At 63.2% G+C, this 18,961-nt stretch carries 14 protein-coding genes; 7 read left to right on the forward strand and 7 right to left on the reverse strand.

The features are described 5' to 3' along the window. Positions 1–36: 36 nt before the first annotated feature. Positions 37–1,887 (reverse strand): autotransporter outer membrane beta-barrel domain-containing protein, encoded by a 1,851-nt coding sequence (locus QMG46_RS05000; protein WP_281851384.1) that lies wholly within the window; start codon positions 1,885–1,887, stop codon positions 37–39. Between the two features lie 193 nt (positions 1,888–2,080). Then, a complete protein-coding gene (locus QMG46_RS05005) occupies positions 2,081–4,429 on the reverse strand; it encodes a Tex family protein (protein WP_281851385.1) in 2,349 nt (782 codons plus the stop codon). A gap of 190 nt (positions 4,430–4,619) precedes the next feature. Here QMG46_RS05005 and QMG46_RS05010 point away from each other — a divergent pair, with 190 nt between their 5' ends. Continuing rightward, positions 4,620–5,234 carry a hypothetical protein gene (locus tag QMG46_RS05010; RefSeq protein ID WP_281851386.1) on the forward strand — a complete coding sequence of 205 codons (615 nt, stop codon included), beginning with the start codon at positions 4,620–4,622 and terminating at the stop codon, positions 5,232–5,234. Positions 5,235–5,302: 68 nt separating this feature from the next. On the opposite strand, the gene QMG46_RS05015 is transcribed toward QMG46_RS05010, so the two are convergent. Both QMG46_RS05015 and mnmG read right to left on the reverse strand, forming a co-directional pair. Further along, positions 5,303–6,076 carry an RDD family protein gene (locus QMG46_RS05015; RefSeq protein WP_281851387.1) on the reverse strand — a complete coding sequence of 258 codons (774 nt, stop codon included), beginning with the start codon at positions 6,074–6,076 and terminating at the stop codon, positions 5,303–5,305. A 131-nt stretch (positions 6,077–6,207) separates the two neighbouring features. Then, positions 6,208–8,085 carry a tRNA uridine-5-carboxymethylaminomethyl(34) synthesis enzyme MnmG gene (gene mnmG, locus QMG46_RS05020; protein WP_281852808.1) on the reverse strand — a complete coding sequence of 626 codons (1,878 nt, stop codon included), beginning with the start codon at positions 8,083–8,085 and terminating at the stop codon, positions 6,208–6,210. Between the two features lie 592 nt (positions 8,086–8,677). On the opposite strand from mnmG, the gene QMG46_RS05025 reads away from it, so the two are divergent. After that, a complete protein-coding gene (locus tag QMG46_RS05025; RefSeq protein WP_281851388.1) occupies positions 8,678–8,863 on the forward strand; it encodes a hypothetical protein in 186 nt (61 codons plus the stop codon). A 287-nt stretch (positions 8,864–9,150) separates the two neighbouring features. Here the strand turns inward: QMG46_RS05025 and pepN are convergent, their stop codons facing one another. Then, a complete protein-coding gene (pepN, locus tag QMG46_RS05030) occupies positions 9,151–11,796 on the reverse strand; it encodes an aminopeptidase N (protein ID WP_281851389.1) in 2,646 nt (881 codons plus the stop codon). Between the two features lie 67 nt (positions 11,797–11,863). On the opposite strand from pepN, the gene QMG46_RS05035 reads away from it, so the two are divergent. From QMG46_RS05035 to QMG46_RS05055, 5 genes are all read left to right on the forward strand, one after another. Beyond that, entirely contained in the window at positions 11,864–12,874 is a 1,011-nt protein-coding gene (locus QMG46_RS05035; protein WP_281851390.1) for an aldose 1-epimerase, read from the forward strand. Continuing rightward, entirely contained in the window at positions 12,871–13,821 is a 951-nt protein-coding gene (locus QMG46_RS05040; RefSeq protein WP_281851391.1) for a pyridoxal-phosphate dependent enzyme, read from the forward strand. The genes QMG46_RS05035 and QMG46_RS05040 overlap by 4 nt, the downstream gene beginning before the upstream one ends. Before the next feature lie 189 nt (positions 13,822–14,010). Further along, entirely contained in the window at positions 14,011–14,793 is a 783-nt protein-coding gene (locus QMG46_RS05045; RefSeq protein WP_281851392.1) for a hypothetical protein, read from the forward strand. Positions 14,794–14,832: 39 nt separating this feature from the next. Beyond that, a complete protein-coding gene (locus tag QMG46_RS05050) occupies positions 14,833–15,576 on the forward strand; it encodes an MHYT domain-containing protein (protein ID WP_281851393.1) in 744 nt (247 codons plus the stop codon). A 186-nt stretch (positions 15,577–15,762) separates the two neighbouring features. Beyond that, the gene (locus tag QMG46_RS05055) at positions 15,763–16,335 is read left to right on the forward strand and encodes a DNA-3-methyladenine glycosylase I (RefSeq protein ID WP_281851394.1); all 573 of its coding nucleotides are present in this window, start codon (positions 15,763–15,765) and stop codon (positions 16,333–16,335) included. A 77-nt stretch (positions 16,336–16,412) separates the two neighbouring features. On the opposite strand, the gene QMG46_RS05060 is transcribed toward QMG46_RS05055, so the two are convergent. Both QMG46_RS05060 and QMG46_RS05065 read right to left on the reverse strand, forming a co-directional pair. Beyond that, a complete protein-coding gene (locus tag QMG46_RS05060; RefSeq protein ID WP_281851395.1) occupies positions 16,413–17,294 on the reverse strand; it encodes a hypothetical protein in 882 nt (293 codons plus the stop codon). 53 nt (positions 17,295–17,347) lie between these two features. Further along, the gene (locus tag QMG46_RS05065; protein WP_281851396.1) at positions 17,348–18,877 is read right to left on the reverse strand and encodes an esterase-like activity of phytase family protein; all 1,530 of its coding nucleotides are present in this window, start codon (positions 18,875–18,877) and stop codon (positions 17,348–17,350) included. Between the last annotated feature and the right edge of the window lie 84 nt (positions 18,878–18,961).

The raw sequence follows: 18,961 nt of genomic DNA on the forward strand, positions 1-18,961 counted from the left end.
CAAAGCCGGCGACTGGGTCGCCGGCTTTGTCGTAGATCAGAACCCGATCTTCATCCCGATATTCAAGCTGTTGTACTTCTGGCTGCTGTCCTTGAAGCGACCGCTGTAACCCACCCAGGCGCTGACGCTTTCGGAGAACTTGGCGTTCAGGCCGACATCGGCGGTGCCCCAGCTCTTGTCCGGCGTATAGCCGAGCAGCGAGAAGGTACCCGGCATGCTGACCAGGCCGGCGGTCACTTCGCGCTGATCTGCCTTGGTGTCGTGGTTCCAGGCCAGTTCGGCGTACGGCGACCAGGCGATGCTGCCCGAGCCGAAGCTGCCCTGCAGACGCCAGCCCAGGGTCGAGATCAGCGAGTCGCGGTGTTGGCTGCCGAAGCTCATCGCAGTGCTGTCGTCGCCGCTTTCGGTATAGCCGTCGAGCTTCACCGTCTGCCAGTCGAGGTTGGCGAACGGGCCGGTGCGGATGTTGTTGAAGGTGAACCAGTAGCCACCGGTGAAACCGCCGCCCAGGCGCGAACCATCGTCCTTGCCGGTTTCGCCACGAAGATTCGTGCCCAACTGGATGCGGCGGTCGATGTCGGAGAAGTTGGATTGCGCGAAGTTGACGTAGCCGCCGACATAGGCGCCGCCGGCATACCAGGTGGCGTAGCCGATACCGCTGATGTCCTGCAGCTTGTAGCCGCCGCCACCGGTGAAATCGCTATTGTGCTGACCGATGCCCATCGCCACGCCGATCGAGAAATTCTCGTTGAGCTTGGCGTCGGCGCCCAGGGTCAGGTCGACGTTGTTGGACGTGGTCTTGGGCGAGCTGTCGCTGCCGTCGAAACGCTGGTGCGAGTAATCGACGTTGGCGAAGAAGCGCGTGCCGGAACCGGCTTCGTCCGCCTGCATCTGATTGCGGATCGCGCGGTTCTGCGCCTGGTTGGCTGCCAAGGGCGCTTCGCCCAGCAGAGAGATCTGGCCCGGTGCACGCAGCAACGAGGTCACGTACTGGCCCAGCAGCGCGTGTGCCGCGGTGGTCGGATGCACGCCATCGGCGAACAGGTAGGTCTGGTTGGCACCCGCAGCGTAGGTGTAGGGCAGGCCCGAGCCGGCCGGACCACACTGCACCGAACTGGAGCCGGCGCCGCAGGCCGGCTGGGTGACGTTGGTGAAGCCATAGGCGGACGGATTGGCGATCACTTCGTTAAGCAGCGCGAAGGTGTTCACCGGAATCACGTTGAGGCCGTTGTTGCTCAGCTGCGAAATGCCCGCATTGAGCACGCCGTTGAACGCCAGCGACAACTGTGTGCCACCGGCCTGCGCCGCCGGACCACCGGCGATGCTTTCCGGCGTCTTGCCGATATCGGGCAGGCTATAGACGACGACGTACTTGGCGCCGGCGGCCTGCAACTGACCGAGCAGCTTCACCTCGGTCGTGGCGGCGGCCACGGTGCCGGCGGCCAGCACGTTCGGATCGGTCGACGTGGCGGTCAGGAAGAAGATGTCGTTGGCGCCGCCCCACACCTGGTAAAGCGCACGCGAGTCGGCCTTGCCGCCAGTCGCGCCCAGATACATCTGCAACTGCTGCGGAATGGTCGGGATCGGGCCGGCCGCGGAGTTGTTGTTGAGGCCCGCACCGCCGAAGGCGAAATCGGTGCCGCCCAGCAGCGAAGGCGTGACCGGCAGGCCGAGGTTCGCCGCAACGATTTCTGCGGTGGTCACACCCGGGTTGGTGGTGAAGCGCAGCGGCGGCTGGATCTGCGGCGCAGTGGCCAGCGAGATATTGCCTGCATCGCTCAAGCTGTCGCCGAAGACGACCACCTTGTCGAACTGGCCCGCCGAAGCGGCGGAACTGAAAAGCAGCGCGGCGGTAATGGCGCCGGCCAGATAACGAGTACGAGGCATGTGCAACGCTCCTTGCTAGGGCTTTGTTATAGGTTTGTTACGGTAATGCATATCCGTACTGACGCGCATGCTGCGCTGCGGCGTAAGCACGGGATTGCAAATCGTTGATTCGAGCGGATTTCCCCACGACGGCCGGATGATGGAGCTGATCCGGCCGCCGGTTTAGTACGATTTTGCGTTTTAAAACGACCGTTTAGCGCTTCATCGCACGCGACAGCGCGTCGGCAAAGGCGCTATTGGCCGGCGCTGGAGCTGCTGCCGGCTTGGAGCCGCCGCCACCGCCGCCGGGACGACCGCCACCGCGCTGATCGCGTTGACCGCCGCGCGCGTTGTCGTTGCCGCCTGCCGGCTTACCGCCGCGTGTCTGCTGGCCTGGCTCGTCGTCAAGGCGCATCGACAGGCCGATGCGCTGGCGTGGCAGGTCGACCTCCATCACCTTGACCTTGACGATGTCGCCCGCCTTCACCGCATCGCGCGGATCCTTGACGAAGGTGTGCGACAGCGCCGATACGTGCACCAGGCCGTCCTGATGCACGCCGATGTCGACGAACGCGCCGAAGGCGGCGACGTTGGTGACGCGGCCTTCGAGAATCATGCCCGGACGCAGGTCCTTGAGATCCTCGACGCCCTCGGCAAAGCTCGGCGCGACAAACTCCGGACGCGGATCGCGACCGGGCTTTTCCAGTTCCTTGAGGATGTCGCGCACGGTCGGTACACCGAAACGCTCATCGGTGAACTGCTCCGGCTTGAGGCCGCGCAGGAAGCTGGTGTCGCCAATGATGTTGCGAACTTCACGGCCGCATTGGGCGATGATGCGCTCCACCACCGGATAGGCTTCCGGGTGCACTGCGCTGGCGTCGAGCGGGTTGTCGCCATGGGCCACACGCAGGAAGCCGGCGCACTGCTCGTACGCTTTGTCGCCCAGGCGCGGCACCTTGAGCAGTGCCTGGCGGTTGGCGAAGGGACCGTTCGCGTCGCGGTACTTCACCACGTTTTCCGCCACCGACGCCGACAGGCCGGCAACGCGCGACAGCAAGGCCGCCGAGGCGGTATTCGCATCGACACCGACCGCGTTCACGCAATCTTCGACGCTGGCGTCGAGGTTGCGCGCCAGCTTTACCTGGTTCACGTCGTGCTGGTACTGGCCCACGCCGATCGCCTTGGGTTCGATCTTCACCAGTTCGGCCAGCGGATCCTGCAGGCGCCGTGCGATCGATACCGCACCACGCAGGCTCACATCGAGCTCGGGGAATTCCTTGGCAGCGGCTTCCGATGCCGAATACACAGAGGCGCCCGCTTCGCTGACCACGATCTTGGCCAGCTTGAGGTCGGCGTGCTTCTTCATCAGCTCGCCGGCGAGCTTGTCGGTTTCGCGCGAGGCGGTGCCGTTGCCGATGGCGATCAGGTTGACTCCATGCTGCTTGCTGAGCACGGCCAGGCGTGCGATCGACTGGTCCCACTGCCGGCGCGGTTCGTGCGGATAAATCGTGTCGGTGGCCAGCAATTTGCCGGTGGCGTCGACGATGGCGACCTTGACGCCGGTGCGGATGCCCGGGTCCAGGCCCATCACCGTCTTGGCGCCGGCCGGTGCGGCCAGCAACAGGTCTTTCAAATTTTCGCCGAATACCCGGATGGCTTCGTCTTCGGCACCTTCGCGGACGCGGCCGAACAGGTCGAGCGTGAGATGCAGATGCAATTTGACACGCCAGGTCAGGCGCACGGTTTCACGCAGCCACGCATCGGCGGAGCGGCCGCGATCGAAGATGCCCGCATGCGCGGCGACACGGCTTTCGCCCTCGGCATGGCCTTGTTCGGACTCGAGCGCGGGAGCGAGTTCCAGCTCGATCACGCCTTCATTGCGTGCGCGCATCAGTGCGAGCAGGCGATGCGACGGAATCTTGCCGATCGGTTCGACGTGATCGAAATAGTCGCGGAACTTCGCGCCTTCATTCTCCTTGCCTTCGACCACCTTGGCGCGGATCTGGCCCTTGTCCCACAGCCAGTCGCGCAGCTCGCCGACCAGGTGGGCATCTTCGGCGATCGATTCCATCAGGATGGCGCGCGCGCCATCGAGCGCCGCACGCACATCGGCAACGCCTTTCTCCGCGTCCACATAGCCTTCGGCCAGCGTCTCGGGCGATTGCGTGGGGTCTTCGCGCAATGTCGTCGCCAGCGGCTCCAGGCCGGCCTCGCGTGCGATCTGCGCCTTGGTGCGACGCTTGGGCTTGTAGGGCAGATACAAATCTTCCAGACGCGCCTTGGTGTCGGCGTCGAGGATGTCTTTCTTCAACGCATCGCTCAGCTTGCCCTGTTCCTCGACGCTGGCCAGGATCGCGCTACGGCGATCTTCCAGTTCGCGCAGGTAACGCAGGCGCTCTTCGAGCAGGCGCAGCTGCGTGTCGTCCAGCCCGCCGGTGGCCTCTTTGCGATAGCGAGCGATGAAGGGCACGGTGGCGCCACCGTCGAGCAAATCCACCGCGGCCTGCACTTGTTCGGGCTTGGCGGCGATGTCCTGGGCAATGCGTTGTTCGATGCTGAGCATGAGTCTGTAAACATTCCTTGAGGGGCTGCACCGGCGTGGAAACGCGAGGTCTCCAGGTCGGGTCTGACATCATACAAGGTCGCCCGCCATGACGGCCTTGCAGTGCGGCATCAGACCGTCGATGCTTGGCGCCGTCGCATGGCGCCATGTCCGTGCGGCCAAAGCATAAACATGGCGTCAGGGGGAAAACATGATCAAGATGATCCGCGCATGGGCGGTGTTTGCGCTCGTGCTGATGCTTGGCGGCTGCCAGTCTAGTTTGATGACCAAGAGCGGCAGCAAGGCCGCGACCGTGGCTCCGGCTGTCGTGGAACAGGCCACCGTGGTGTTTATGCGGCCTTCCGTCATGGGCGGGGCGATTCAGTCCTCAGTGTATGACGTGACCGGTGGCCAGACACGGTTCGGCGGTATTGTTTCGTCCAAGACCGCCGTGCAAATGCATGTGCCGGCGGGCGATCACCTGTTTATGGTGATCGGCGAAAATGCTGATTTCATGAATGCCACGCTCGATCCGGGCAAGACGTATTACGTCTGGGTGCGCCCGCGCATGGGCGTATGGAAAGCGCGCTTTTCGCTGATCCCGCTCCACAACGATGCGAGCGCCAAATACAACCTGCAGTCGAAGGACTTTGCCGACTGGAAGCGCGACAGCGAGCTGGTCGACAAGACACCTGCCGCCGACGCCTGGTACGAGTCGCATAAGAGCGACATCGAATCCAAGCGCGTCGACTACATGAAAAAGTGGGACAAGATGGATGCCGAAAACAAGGCCGAGCTGACCTTGCATGCGAGCGACGGCGTGTGACGCTGGACGGATGAAAAAAAGCGCGCCGGATCAACGGCGCGCTTTTTTTTTGGGATCGACGGGCGAGGTCAGGCGTTGAAAGAATCGTTGCGCGTCGTATTCGATGCGGCAGCTTTCTGGCGATTGGCACGGCCATTCAAGACCAGGGTATTGGCCATGATGTCGTGCAAGCCCTGGCTGCGGCGTGTCCAGGCCACCATCAGGAAACCGATGCACAGGATCAACGCGCTGATGAACTTGCCCAGATAACGGCCGAGCGCTCGCGGAAAGCCGATGCGTTGCCCATCCAGATCGGTCACCCGGATGCCCATCGCCAGCTTGCCGACCGTGGCTTGCCAGGCCGAGCTTTCGCAGAACGCGAAGTAGAGCAGCGTGACCACGCTGATCGCCAGCATGGCCGGTGTCATGGCGGAGTAGTAGGTCATCAACGACTGGACCATCTGTTGAGGGTCGTCGCGATTGGCCATCTGCGCCTGACGCAGCGCCTCACCCGCCACATCGCCACCCATGAGCTTCTGGATCAGCATATTGGGGATATAAAGCACGATGCTGTCGATGATGTACGCGACCAGGCGCTTCCAGAACCCGGCGTAATCTTCGAGCTCGTTGATCGTCGCAGCCTGCGAAAGCGGTGGCGCGGCATACGGCGAAGATTGCATCGGCGGCGGTGCTGCCGAGGGCCGCTCGTCGGGAAACAGCACCGACAGCGGTTGCCAATCGGCCAAGCCTTCGTACCAGCCCAGATCATCGCGCGACACCTGGCCGCTACGCAGCCACTGGCGCACATCGCCTTCCTTATACGGGCCGTGGCGCTCGCCATCGCGTCCGATCCAGACTTCCATCGTGAGACTCCGCAGACTGGGATGAAAGTGGGGATGATGCCATGGCTGGCGGGGGGCGAGGGAAGTGGGTTAGGAGTGAGTGGAGAGGAGTGAGGAGTAAGTGAGAGCGTTGCTGTCACGCCTTGCTTGGCTCAGGCGGCGTCCCGTCTCTTCAGGTGCACCAGCAGGAGCGAGATGGCTGCGGGTGTCACGCCGCTGATCCGTGCCGCCTGCCCGATGGTGGCGGGTTGGGTCCGCTTGAGTTTCAGCAGGACCTCGGCCGAAAGCCCGCGTACCTTGTCGTAATCGAAGCTGCCGGGGATGGCGGTATGTTCGTGCCGGCGCTGACGCTCGATCTCTTCGCGCTGGCGCTCCAGGTAACCGGCGTACTTGGTCTGTACTTCCACCTGCGCGGCGACATCTTCCTGGGCTACGGGAGGCCCCAGCTCAGTCACGGTCATCAGGCGAACGTAATCGAGTTCGGGACGGCGCAGCAGGTCGAGTGCGTTGGTTTCGCGGCTGACGGCGATGCCGAGCTGGCGCTCGATCGCCGCGCCAAGCGCGTTGCTCGGCGCGGCCCAGATGCCGCCAAGGCGCTGGGTTTCGCGTTCGACCGCTTCGCGCTTGGCGCGCAAGGCGTCGAAACGCTCTTGCGGCACCACGCCCAATGCGTGTCCCGTTTCGGTCAGGCGCAGGTCCGCATTGTCTTCGCGCAGATGCAGGCGATATTCGGCGCGCGAGGTGAACATGCGATACGGCTCGATGGTGCCGTTGCTGGTGAGGTCGTCGATCAGCACGCCGATGTAGGCCTCGTCGCGCCGCGGATACCAGGGCGCCTTGCCTTGTGTGGCCAGCGCGGCATTCAGGCCGGCGATCAAGCCCTGCGCGCCGGCCTCCTCGTAGCCAGTGGTGCCGTTGATCTGGCCGGCGAAATACAGGCCAGGAACGGCCTTGGTTTCCAGCCAGGGCTGCAGGCCGCGCGGATCGAAGTAGTCGTATTCGATGGCATAGCCGGGCCGCGTGATGTGCGCGCGCTCGAAACCCTTGATCGAATGCACCAGATCGAGCTGTACGTCATAGGGCAACGAGGTGGAAATGCCGTTCGGATAGATCTCGAACGTATCCAGGCCCTCGGGCTCGATGAAGATTTGATGCGACGACTTCTCCGCGAAACGCACCACCTTGTCTTCGATCGAGGGGCAGTAACGCGGACCGATGCCTTCGATCTGGCCGGTATAGAGCGGCGAGCGGTCGAGGGCGCCACGGATGATGTCGTGGGTGCGCTCGGTGGTGTGGGTGATCCAGCAGCTGACCTGGCGTGGATGTTCGTCGCGCGAGCCGAGGTAGGAGAACACCGGTGCCGGATTGTCGCCGGGCTGTTCGTCCAGGCCGGTGAAGTCGATGCTGCGCAGGTCGATACGCGGCGGCGTGCCGGTCTTCAGGCGTTCGGCGGCCACCGGCAGTTCGCGCAGCTTGGTCGCGAGCGTGCTGGCGGGCGGGTCGCCGGCGCGGCCACCGGCGTACTGCGCCTGGCCGATGTGAATCTTGCCGGCGAGAAAGGTGCCGGCAGTCAGGACCACGCTGCGGGCGCGGAAGGACAGCCCCATCTGCGTGACGACACCGACGACCCGGCCGCCTTCCAGGATCAGGTCGTCGACTGCCTGCTGGAACAGCTCCAGGTTCGGCTGGGTTTCGACGATGTGGCGGATCGCTGCCTTATACAGGGCGCGGTCGGCCTGGCAGCGCGTGGCGCGCACGGCCGGCCCCTTGGAGGCATTGAGCGTGCGCCACTGGATGCCGGCGCGATCGGCCGCCCGGGCCATGGCGCCCCCCAGGGCATCGATTTCCTTGACCAGATGCCCCTTGCCGATGCCGCCGATGGCCGGGTTGCAGCTCATCTGGCCGATCGTCTCGATGTTGTGGCTGAGCAGGAGCGTGCGCGCACCGCATCGCGCCGCGGCCAGCGCGGCTTCGGTACCGGCGTGACCACCGCCGATAACGATGACGTCGTAATGGGTCGGGTGCAGCATCATGGCAAGCGCTCTAAAAGTGCCCTGGCAGAGCAAAAATTGACGAAACAGGACGCCATTTTACCCCGAACCCGTAAGAGATCTCGCCCAGATGCCTTGGCATGGAAGCTGCTTTATCCATTTCGCACTTTTCCCGGGCAGAAGCTGCGCGGAAACGCGCGCCGAGATCGAACGGACAGGGGTTCGATTGCGTGCTGGGAGAGGAAGCAAGACGGCGTCCTTCGGGACGCCGTCGGTTTTTGTAGGGCAGAAAAGCAGAAAGGCCGCTATTTAGCGGCCTTTCTGCTTTGTTAGATCTGACGCCTGGCGGTCTCAGGAACAGGGGGAATCCAGGATGACCGTGTTGCCAGGCGTCAGAAACCGAAAAATCTGCCGGGGATCGGCGCACAAAAACCGCTCCGCGTGATGCGGATATTTACCCTCTGAGCGTGAACATGGGGTGACTAAAACGCTAATTTGTGCCGGTTGGGGGCAAGACGTGACGCATTACGTCAGTTTGCGCAGCCTCACTCAGGAAAGCGTGATTTACATCACATTCTGGCATGGGCGTTGCATTCGTCCCCTTACAAGACAAGTTCTAGGGGGACGTGCCATGGAGTACTCGCTGGATTTGCAGCCTGTTTATACGCATCACGATCTGCTGATCGAGATGGGACGTGTGGAAATGGCGATGGACCGTTTGCAGGCGCGTAGCGCGCAGGAAAACCTTTCCTTGCGCCCGCGACTGGAGACCCGCATGAAGCAGCTGCGCCACGCCTTGGAAGAATTGCCGGTCTGAATGACCGGCCCCGCGTAACAGCCGAAACCTGTTTGACTTACGCCCGGGTGTAGCCGTCTTCGGACGCGCTGCACTCGGGCGATTTTTTTGGGAGTGGCTTCGGGCGAATCCCGAACAACCTCAACGTTTCCTATCGTCATCCCGGCGCAGGCCGGGACCCAGTGACTTCGGTTTTCAGTTTTCGCGATAGAGCGGATTGTTGTTGGCTCTCGAGACAACCGACAACAAAGCCACTGGGTCCCGGCCTGCGCCGGGATGACGGCTAGGGAAGGCTTTTCAGGGCTCCCTCAATCACCCAGCATGCTGCGCACGATCTCACCAAGATTGCGCGACAGCGTCCCTTCTTCGGCCAAACCAGCGATAGCCGCGCGCGCCGCGTCGCGCCGCACAGGCTCCAGCCGCCGCCAGCCATTGAGTACCGTGGCCAGACGGGCAGCGACCTGCGGATTGAGCGCATCGAGTTCGCGCAGGCGTTCGGCCAGATAGCGATAGCCCGCACCATCGGCGCGATGAAAGCCGCTGGGATTGCCGCGTGCCCAGCTACCGAGCAGCGCGTTGACGCGGTTGGGGTTCTTCAACGTAAAGGCGGGGTCGTTGGCCAGCGACTGGACTCGCTCGAGCACGGCATCGCCGGGCAGTTGTGCCTGTACGGCAAACCACTTGTCCATAGCGAGCGGATCGCCGGCATGATGCTGGCGGAAACGAGCCAGCGCATCGGCAGCCTGCGGCGCCTGGCTGCGCACCAGCACCGACAGTGCGGCGAGGCGGTCGGTCATCGTGGGCGCGTGTGCGCACTGCGCGGCCGCAGCGATCAGCGCATGGTTGTTATCGACCAACGACCACAGATCGAGCACGCGTTTCTTCAGGCGGCGCTGCGCCTGACTGGCGGCGTCGAGGTTGCGATTGGTCTGTGCTGCCAGCGTGTCGTAGCGCCGTTGCAGTTCAGAGGTGCCGAGGCGTTCGGCAAGTCGGCGTTGCAGTGCCTGGCGGGTCGCATGAATACGCGAGGGATCGATATCGTGCTCGCGCTCGGCCAGCTCGATTTCGCCCGGCGGCGTCAGCAGGTCGGCGAGCAGGGCGTCATCGAGGCCGCCGCGCTCGAACAGATCGGCCAGCGCGTCGCACCATGCCTGTACCGCGACGTCGTCCCCGTTGTCACGAAGCGCGTCGTACGCGCGTGCGGCCAGTTGCTGCCCGGCCTCCCAGCGGTTGAAACCGTCGACGTCGTGGCGCAGCAACAAGGCCAGCTCGGCCGGCGAGTAATCGCATTCCAGGATCGCCGGGGCGGAGAAGCCACGCAGTAGCGACGGCACCGGTGCCGCGTCGACATGTTGGAAAACGAACGATTGCTCCGCCCGATCCAGCACAACGACGCGCTCGGTAGCGCCGTCTTCGCTATCGCCAAGGTGTAGCGCAAGCATGGCGCCGTCCTGACCGAACAGGGCCAGCTTCACCGGTATCGGCAGGGCCGACTTCTGCGCCTGCCCTGGTGTCGGTGCGGTGTGCTGTTTCAAGACCAGGGTGTAGCTGCGTGCGTTTGCGTCGTAGCGGCCATGGGCCTTGATGCGTGGCGTACCGGCCTGGCCGTACCAGGCCAGATAGGGCGTGAGATCGATATGGTTGGCTTCGCCCAACGCGCCGAGGAAGTCCTCCAGGGTCGCGGCGCGGCCGTCGTTTCGCGCGAAATACAGATCCATGCCGCGGCGGAAGCCGTCCTTGCCGAGTTTGCCGGCAAGCATGCGCACCAGTTCGGAGCCCTTCTCGTAGACCGTCGCGGTATAGAAGTTGTTGATCTCCTGATACTGCGCAGGGCGCACCGGATGCGCCAGCGGACCGGCGTCTTCGGGAAACTGCGCGCGACGCAGCAGGGCGACATCCTCGATGCGTTTGAGCGCCGCCGAGTTCATGTCCGCCGAGAACTGCTGCTCGCGGAACACGGTCAAGCCCTCCTTGAGACTCAACTGGAACCAGTCGCGACAGGTGACGCGGTTACCGCTCCAGTTGTGGAAGTACTCGTGCGCCACCACGGCTTCGACGGCGCGGTACTCGTCGTCGGTCGTGCTGTCAGGGTCGGCCAACAGATACTTCGCGTTGAAAATATTGAGGCCCTTGTTCTCCATCGCACCCATGTTGAAGTCGTGCGTGGCCACGACATGGAAGACATCCAGATCGTAGTTGCGGCCATAGGCCTGCTCGTCCCAGCGCATCGAGCGTTCCAGCGCATCCATGGCGTAATGGCAGCGTTCGATGGCGTCTGCTTCGGCCCATATCACCAGCGTGACCGCGCGGCTGTCGGCGGTCGTGTAGTCGCGCTCGATCTTCTCGAGGCGCCCGGCGACCAGGGCGAACAGATAGCTGGGCTTGGGATGCGGGTCGACAAAGCGCGCCCAATGACGACCGCCCTCCAGCTCGCCGGCGCCATCGGGATTGCCGCCGGCAAGCAGTACCGGAAAGCGCGCGCGGTCGGCGCGCAGCGTGACCGTATAGCTGGCCAGTACGTCAGGCCGATCCGGGAAATACGTGATGTGGCGAAACCCTTCGGCCTCGCATTGGGTCAGCAGAAAACCGGTGTCACGCGTGCCGGAGAGGTACAGGCCTTCCAGCGCGGTATTGTTCGCCGGGTCCAGACGCACGCGCGTTTCGAGCACGCTGCCGTCCTCGGCGCCATCGACCTCGAGCATCTGGTCCGCATAGCGATAGGCCGAGGGATCCAGGGCCTTGCCGTCGAGGGCGATCGAAAGCAGCTCCAGGCCTTCGCCATCCAAGCGCAGTGACGAGGTGGCGTCACCGCGCCTAAGCGTCAGGCGCGAAAGCACCTCGGTGCGGTCGATGGCCAGATCGAACTCCAGTTCGACGCGTTCTACCCGCCATGCGGGCGCTTGGTATTGGCTGAGCAGGATCGGCGACGTGGGGCTATCGGGGCGTGCATTCATGGGGGATTCGAAACGGGAACGAGTAGGTCAGGCTAACATGCGGTGCTTTGGTGCCAGGAACAAGGCTATGACTGCTTTCAGCATCGCGCGAGATCGTTTGGGACTCCATGAAATCGCCATCCTGGGCGACCCGGAGCGGCAACGGCAGGTACGCATCGTCAGCCGCGGCGCGGCGGTTATCGGCATCGAGATCGCGCATGAGGGCAGTACGTTCCAGCTGGCCGACGGCTATCGCGACCTGGCGGAAGTGGAGCAGCGCCCGGGTTCGCGCTATGCCGTGATGGCGCCGTTCGCCAACCGCATCAAGGACGCCCTCTACCGCTTCGACGGGCAGACCTACGATCTTGCGCCCGGCGCCGAGGGCGGCAAGCGGGAGTCTCGCCACGGCTTCTTGCGCGATCAGGAATTTACGCTCGAGCGCCTGGACGCCGATGCCACCGGCGCGCACGCCGTTTTCGTCAATCGCAGCATCCGTCCGGGTGTGCATGCGGGCTATCCGTTCGCCATCGATGTCAGCGTGCATTACGTCCTCAATGCGAGTGGGCTCGAAGTAGTGGCCAGCATGCGTAACGTCGGCGAACAGGCCGCGCCGTGCTTCTTCGGCTGGCATCCGTATTTTCGTGTCGCCGATGGCGCAGTCGACGCCTGGGAGCTGCAGGTGCCGGCCAGTCTGCTGATACGTACCGATGCGAACTTCATCCCGCTACCGGGCGACGAAGCATATGCCGCGCTGGAAGACGAGCCGGCGATGGATTTTCGCAAGTGGCGTCGCATCGGTACGACCGAACTCAATCATGGTTATGCCGGTTTGCATGCGGATGCCGATGGCCGCGCGCGCACCCGCGTACGCGATCCGAACACCGGGTTGACGGTGGCGATGTGGCAGACCCGCGGCATCGTACTCGCTTTCACCGCCGACACCGTGCCGCGCGATGCACGTCGCGCGATCGCGCTTGAGCCGATGGAGAGCATGTCCGACGCATTCAATCGCGAGGACTGCGCCGCGGCCATCCGTCTGGAACCCGGTGCAGAACGCCTCTTCCATTGCGGCATCGAGATCGAGAACCAGCACGCATGAGTCAGCATCTGCCCACCTTCGCGCAGATTCGCGATGCCGCCGCACGCATTGCCCCGCATGCCACCGTGACCCCGGTCCTGCGCAGTGCGGTACTCGAGAAGCTGGCCGGCGCCGAGCTGCACTTCAAATGCGAAAACCTGCAGCGCGGCGGTGCCTTCAAGTTTCGCGGCGCATGTAATGCCGTGTGGTCGCTCGATGAAGCCAAGGCTGCGCGCGGCGTAGTGACCCATTCTTCCGGCAATCACGGCAATGCCCTGGCCATGGCGGCAGCGACGCGCGGCATCCCCGCGCACGTCGTCGTTCCCGAAGGCGCGGTGCGCGCCAAGCTGGAGGCGATCGTTCGTGCGGGCGCGATCCTGCATCGATGTGAAGCGACCCAGGCAGCGCGTGAGGCGACTGCGGCGCACATTCAAGAAGAGACCGGTGCCGAACTGGTGCATCCGTATGCCGATGCGCGTGTCATGGCCGGACAGGGAACGCTGGTACTGGAGCTGATGCAACAGGTCGGCGGTCTCGATGCGTTGATCACGCCGGTGGGTGGTGGTGGCCTGGCTTCCGGTTGCGCGATTGCAGCGCATGGCCTTCGTCCCGGGCTGTCCCTCTATGCGGCCGAACCGGAAGGCGCCGACGATACTGCCCGTTCGCTGGCGCAGGGCCGACGCGTTGAGCCGTTCGTGCCACACACCTTGTGCGATGGATTGCGCACGCTGGTGGGCGCGCCCAACTTCGAGGCTCTGCGTTCGCATGGCGTCGAGGTGGTAACCGTCAGCGACGCCGAAACGGTGGCCGCGATGAAGCTTCTGTGGGCCGAGCTCAAGCTGATCGTCGAAGTATCCAGCGCTACCGTGCTTGCCGCGGTGCTCAAGCAGCGCGAACGTTTTGCCGGACGACGCATCGGCTTGGTGTTGACGGGCGGCAATGTCGATCTGAGCGACCTGCCCTGGTAGCAATCAAAACTTGCGCTGGGCATTCGACCCATCGCGTACACAAAGCATTCACGTCTTCAGACGCGCACGCATGCATACATGCATGCGTGGCGTGCGCTTCTTTGAGGTCAATCACACTTTTCCGGCGATGAATCAATCATTGTTTCGCACTACAACTTACTGCACCAGCATCGACTACAGGGGGGCCTAATGATCGAGCTGGAGATGCAGATCCTGTCCGATCGTCGGGAGGGTCTGCTGGTCGAACTGGGTCGTCTGGTTGTATCGAACGGCTTCAGCCTCATCCGACAACGCCTTGCACAAGACAGCCGCGGCGCGTGGCTGACATTGATCGTGCGTGGCCCGGCGGAACGCCAGCTGGTGCTCGAAGAGGCATTGGCCACGCATAGTCGCGTGCTGAGCTTCGAGGCGTCGCTGGCCGGAGAAGGCACGGGTGCTGCCATCGCCCAGGCTGCACCCATGTCGGCCATCCCCGCATCGCACGTTGCGCCGGCAGCTGCGCCGCCAGTCGCGGCAGCTGCTGCTGCCTTGCCCGATGTGCGTCAGGTGGAGAACGTGCTGCCGCAGATGGCGCACGACTATCCGCGGATTTTCCCGTGGCTGGTCACGCTGGAAAACGCGGTTTCCGACGATGCGCGCGAGCCGTCCCTGCTGCTCGCGGGTCGACGTACCGGCGCCTGGGTCTACAAGCGCGACTACGCACTGGGTGCCAAGTTGCCGCTGGGCGATGCCGTCAAGCGTATTGCGCTGCCGGCGCTACGCGGGCTGGCTACGGTCGAGCAGCACGGCGATCAATTGCATATTCGCAACAGCGCGATCTGCTCGCCGCGCGGGCGGTCGGGCTGCAAGTTCTTCAGCGGTTATCTGGAAGGTCTGCTCGGCGACGCGATGACAGCGGGCACGGTATTCGTGCGCAACCTGCATTGTCGCAGCCATGGGGCCGCCGATTGCGTGCTGGAGATTTCCCACTGAAACGTTCGGATCGGCATATTCAAATCAAGGAGAGTCACCATGCATGATCATCAGAACTACAACTGGTTGCTTGTCGCGCTGTCCTACGTCGTCTCGGTACTCGGTTCGTTCACCGCGTTGCAGCTGGCGGTGATGATTCCGGTCGCACAAACCGGCAAGCAACGCACCGCGGCCGTCCTTGCTGCCGGCGCGGCGATGGGCATCGGTGCTATCTGGGCCATGCACTTTATCGCCATGCTTGCTTGCGATATGGGCATGCAGGTCACCTACGATCTGCCGCGCACCGCGCTATCGGCGGTGATCGCCTTCGCAGCCTGCTCGGCAGGTTTGTGGGTTGCCGGCACCGGCGTTTTCAGTGGTGCCAAACTGGTGCTTGGTGGCGTCTGCATGGGGTTGGGCGTGGCCGGCATGCATTACCTGGGCATGGCCGCGATGATGATGGCCGGGGACATGTCCTATGACATGGATCTGGTCGCCGCCTCCATCGCCATCGCCGTGATCGCGTCCATTGCAGCCTTGTGGTTGGCGTTCCACATGCGTGGCCCGGCGCAGATGATCGGTAGCGCGCTGGTGATGGGTGTGGCCGTCTGCGGCATGCACTACACGGGCATGGCGGCCATGCACATGGAAGACAACGGCGGGCAGGTGCCGGAAAACTTCGCCCATGGCCTGCAGGGCGGCAATCTGGGCATGACGATCTTCGGCGTGGTGGTCGCACTGCTGGTAATCGTGCTGGCGGTCAATCACCTGCGTCAGCGTCGTCGCGCGGCGATTTCCATCTAGCGCGGTCTCTATCGGAGGGGCGAATAGCGAGGGCGCACGGCGGTGTGCGCGCAACAACGGTACGGGGATCCCTGTCTACCGGTACTGGCGCAAGTCGCGAACTAAGCCTCGGCGCCCTCGCTATTCGCCCCTTCGTTACGCCGACCGTCTCTGGCGCTATGCTGCCGCCTTCTTCAGGAGGACGATATGGCGCCCATTACTCGCTGTGCCTGGGCCAGCGGCGAACTCGACATCATGCGCGACTACCACGATACCGAGTGGGGTGTGCCGCTGCATGACGACCGCCTGCTGTTCGAATTTCTTTGCCTGGAAGGTGCACAGGCAGGCCTCTCCTGGCGCACGGTGTTGGTCAAGCGCGAGAACTACCGCCGCGCGTTCCATAACTTCGAGATCGCCAAGGTCGCGACGATGAAGGACCGCGAGCTGGAGAAGCTGTTGCTCGATCCCGGTCTGGTGCGCAATCGCCTGAAGATCTATTCCGCACGGGATAACGCGAAAGCCGCGCTGGAGGCGATCGACGAGTTCGGCAGCCTGGATGCGTATCTCTGGGCTTTCGTGGGCGGCAAGACGATCCGCAACCGCTGGAGCGGTATGGGCGATGTGCCGGCCAGCACGCCGGTATCGGATGCGATGAGCAAGGCATTGAAGAAGCGTGGTTTCCGATTCGTCGGAACTACGATCTGCTACGCATTCATGCAGGCGACCGGCATGGTCAACGACCATGTGAAGTCGTGCTTTCGTTATAAAGCGGGTGGGTGAGCCGCTCGCAGCCATCGCGGTGAGGTGGAAGAGTCGTACGCGCTCTTCCACCTGACTGCGAAATCCAGACGGCCGGCTTAGCCGCCCGCGCAGAACCCATTCGGATAGCTCGACGAACGATAGGCATAGATCCATGCCGTCTTCGTCGTCGAGTTGGCCAGGTTCCAGCTGCCCAGGCTGCTGATGGCCTGCATTAGAACCTGTGAGCGCTGTAGTACCGGCGTGGTGAAATAGGTGTCGCTATCGGCGTCGACGCGGTAGGACAGCTCGACCAGCGACGGCGTGGTGCTGTTGCCGATGTACCAGATGGTCAAGGTGAAATCGGCATCGGAGTTACCGATGTCCGAACTCGGGCCGTCGTATTCCTGCTGCGTTATCACCAGGCCGTTGACCGGCACCAGCGCCTGCGAGCTGTACGACGACAGCACGCTGGCGCCGGAGAACTGCGAGATCAGCGCGCTGACGCTGGCCGGTGCGCCGCTGCTGGCCGGGTCTTGCTCGGTCGAGTGCGAGTACACCAGCTTGTCCGGGCTGACGTCGGTCTCGAGCTTGCTGCTCTTGTTCTTGCCGGTGCCGGTGACATCGGTGTAGTACGACAGCTCTTCGTCCGGATGGCCGAACTTGAACTCGATGTCCTTGTCGTCGCCCGTGCGGTAGCGCACCGAGTAGCCGTTGTTGCGCACGACGCAGGTGCTCGCGGTGTCGTAGTAGCTGATCTGGTCGTGATTACCAGCCGAGAAGCTGCCGCTGATGGTCTTGTCGAAGTTGAGCTGGGTCAGGCGCGTCTTCAGCGCGGACAGCAGCGAGCTGGCGGCGCTGGACGGATTACTGGCGAACAGGCTCGGATCGAGCAGAACCTTGTATTCCTTGCTGTCGACCGAGACAGGTGCGTTGGCATGACCGGCAACGCTGACCAGCATGCCGGCGGCCATCAAGGAGCAAGCGAGCGACTTTTTCATGTGCGAGTGTGCCTTATGTGGTGGGTAACAACCGGTTGCCCACACCGGTCGAATCAAGGACGTGCGCGTTGTTGCATGCTGGGCAAAGTGAGCCGGTAAACGAGAAGCATGTTGTCGTTGTCGAACGACGAGTCGCAGTGCTGGCCTTCCATCACGCAACGACGTGCGATGAAATCGTTGTCGTTGCCGACGAACAGGAAGTAGTCCTGCGGTGCGGATGGATCGAGCACGGGCACCAGATCCATCGCTTCCCATTTCTCCGACAGCGTGAGCGGCTGGTTTTTCGGCTGCGTGTCGACATTGAGGCCGAACCGAGACAACTGTGATCGATTCAGCAGATTGACCAGCTCATGCAAGGACACGGGTTTGATGCCCGCTTTGAGTTCGACACCGTCGGGTGAGCGCAGTACCGACGTGACGCCGGTTTCGTAGGCGCTGCCGACGAGATTGGTGGCGTCGAGCGTGTCCACAAGCAAGACGCTCTTGTAGACGATCGGCTTGTCGTTATCCGTACCCAGACCATTGCCGTCGCGCGATAGCATCAGGAACTGATGTTCGTTCAGTGCACGAATTTCGCTTTGCGCGGCTGTCTTGTTGGCAGCCTTGCCATCGCCGCGGTCGTTATAGGCTGGCAATTGCATCACATAGTGCCCGATCGGATGGGTCGGCACCGGATCATGGCTGACGTCGTAGACAAGCACGCGTGTATTGATGCGCCCGGCCGCGTCGCCGTGCGCGCTGTCCTGGATCAGTGCGCTTTGCAGCGCGACGAACAAACGCGTTCCATCGGGCGAGAGCGACATGCCCTCGACACCCTGGTTGTTGCGGCGTCCCGTTTGTGGCGGATTGAGCGAACCGAAATCGATATGGCCATTGGTGCGCGGTAAGACAGCGGGCGGTGGAACGATCACGCCCTGCAGTCGGCCCTTTGCATCGAAGTAGTACACGTGCGCAGCGTATTCGTCGCCGATATAGAAATGGCCGTCGCGCGTGAACTGCAGCGACTCCGCGTCGATGGACACCTTGCCCGCGCCGGTGCCGTTGTGCGGAGCGGGCAGCAGAATGCCCTTCTCGGTGATCGTGCCATCGGCCGGATCGGCCCCGGTAAAACGGTGGCCGAGGAAATCCGTCAGTACCAGGCCGCCATCGGGCTTGATGCGGACCTGTTGCTGAGACCGCATATCGGCCGGCAGGTCTTTCCCGGTGTAAGGCGTGAATTCGATGCGAAAGCGATGCAGGCGTGCGGCGTAGTCGTAGAACAGACCTTCGCCCGGATCGTTACGGCCGCGATCGGGAAGCGTCCACAGCACGGCCGTATAGCGGTCGCCGGTTCGCTTCCAGCTTCCCGGTACGATCGCCAGGGATGAAAACGAACCCAGGGTGTCGCCAAGAAAATCCACCGTGCCCGCGGAAAGGCGCCCGGTCCCGACCAGGCCGTGGTTGACCGAGCTGCGACCTTCCAGGGTTATCGATTGCGGTGCATCGCCATCGACGACATGCGGCGTAAGAATATCCGTTGCGCCAAGCGAGACGGTCGAGCACGACAATAGCGCGGCCAACAGACAGCGAGTCATGTGTTTCATGCGAAGCGATCCCATGAACGACGCGGTATCTTCGCCACGATAGCCTTCGCCGGCATGACGAAAAAAAGAGGCGCCATCAAGGCG

Origin of the sequence: Dyella sp. GSA-30 (assembly GCF_027924605.1) — a bacterium.
Classification (GTDB): Bacteria; Pseudomonadota; Gammaproteobacteria; order Xanthomonadales; family Rhodanobacteraceae; genus GSA-30.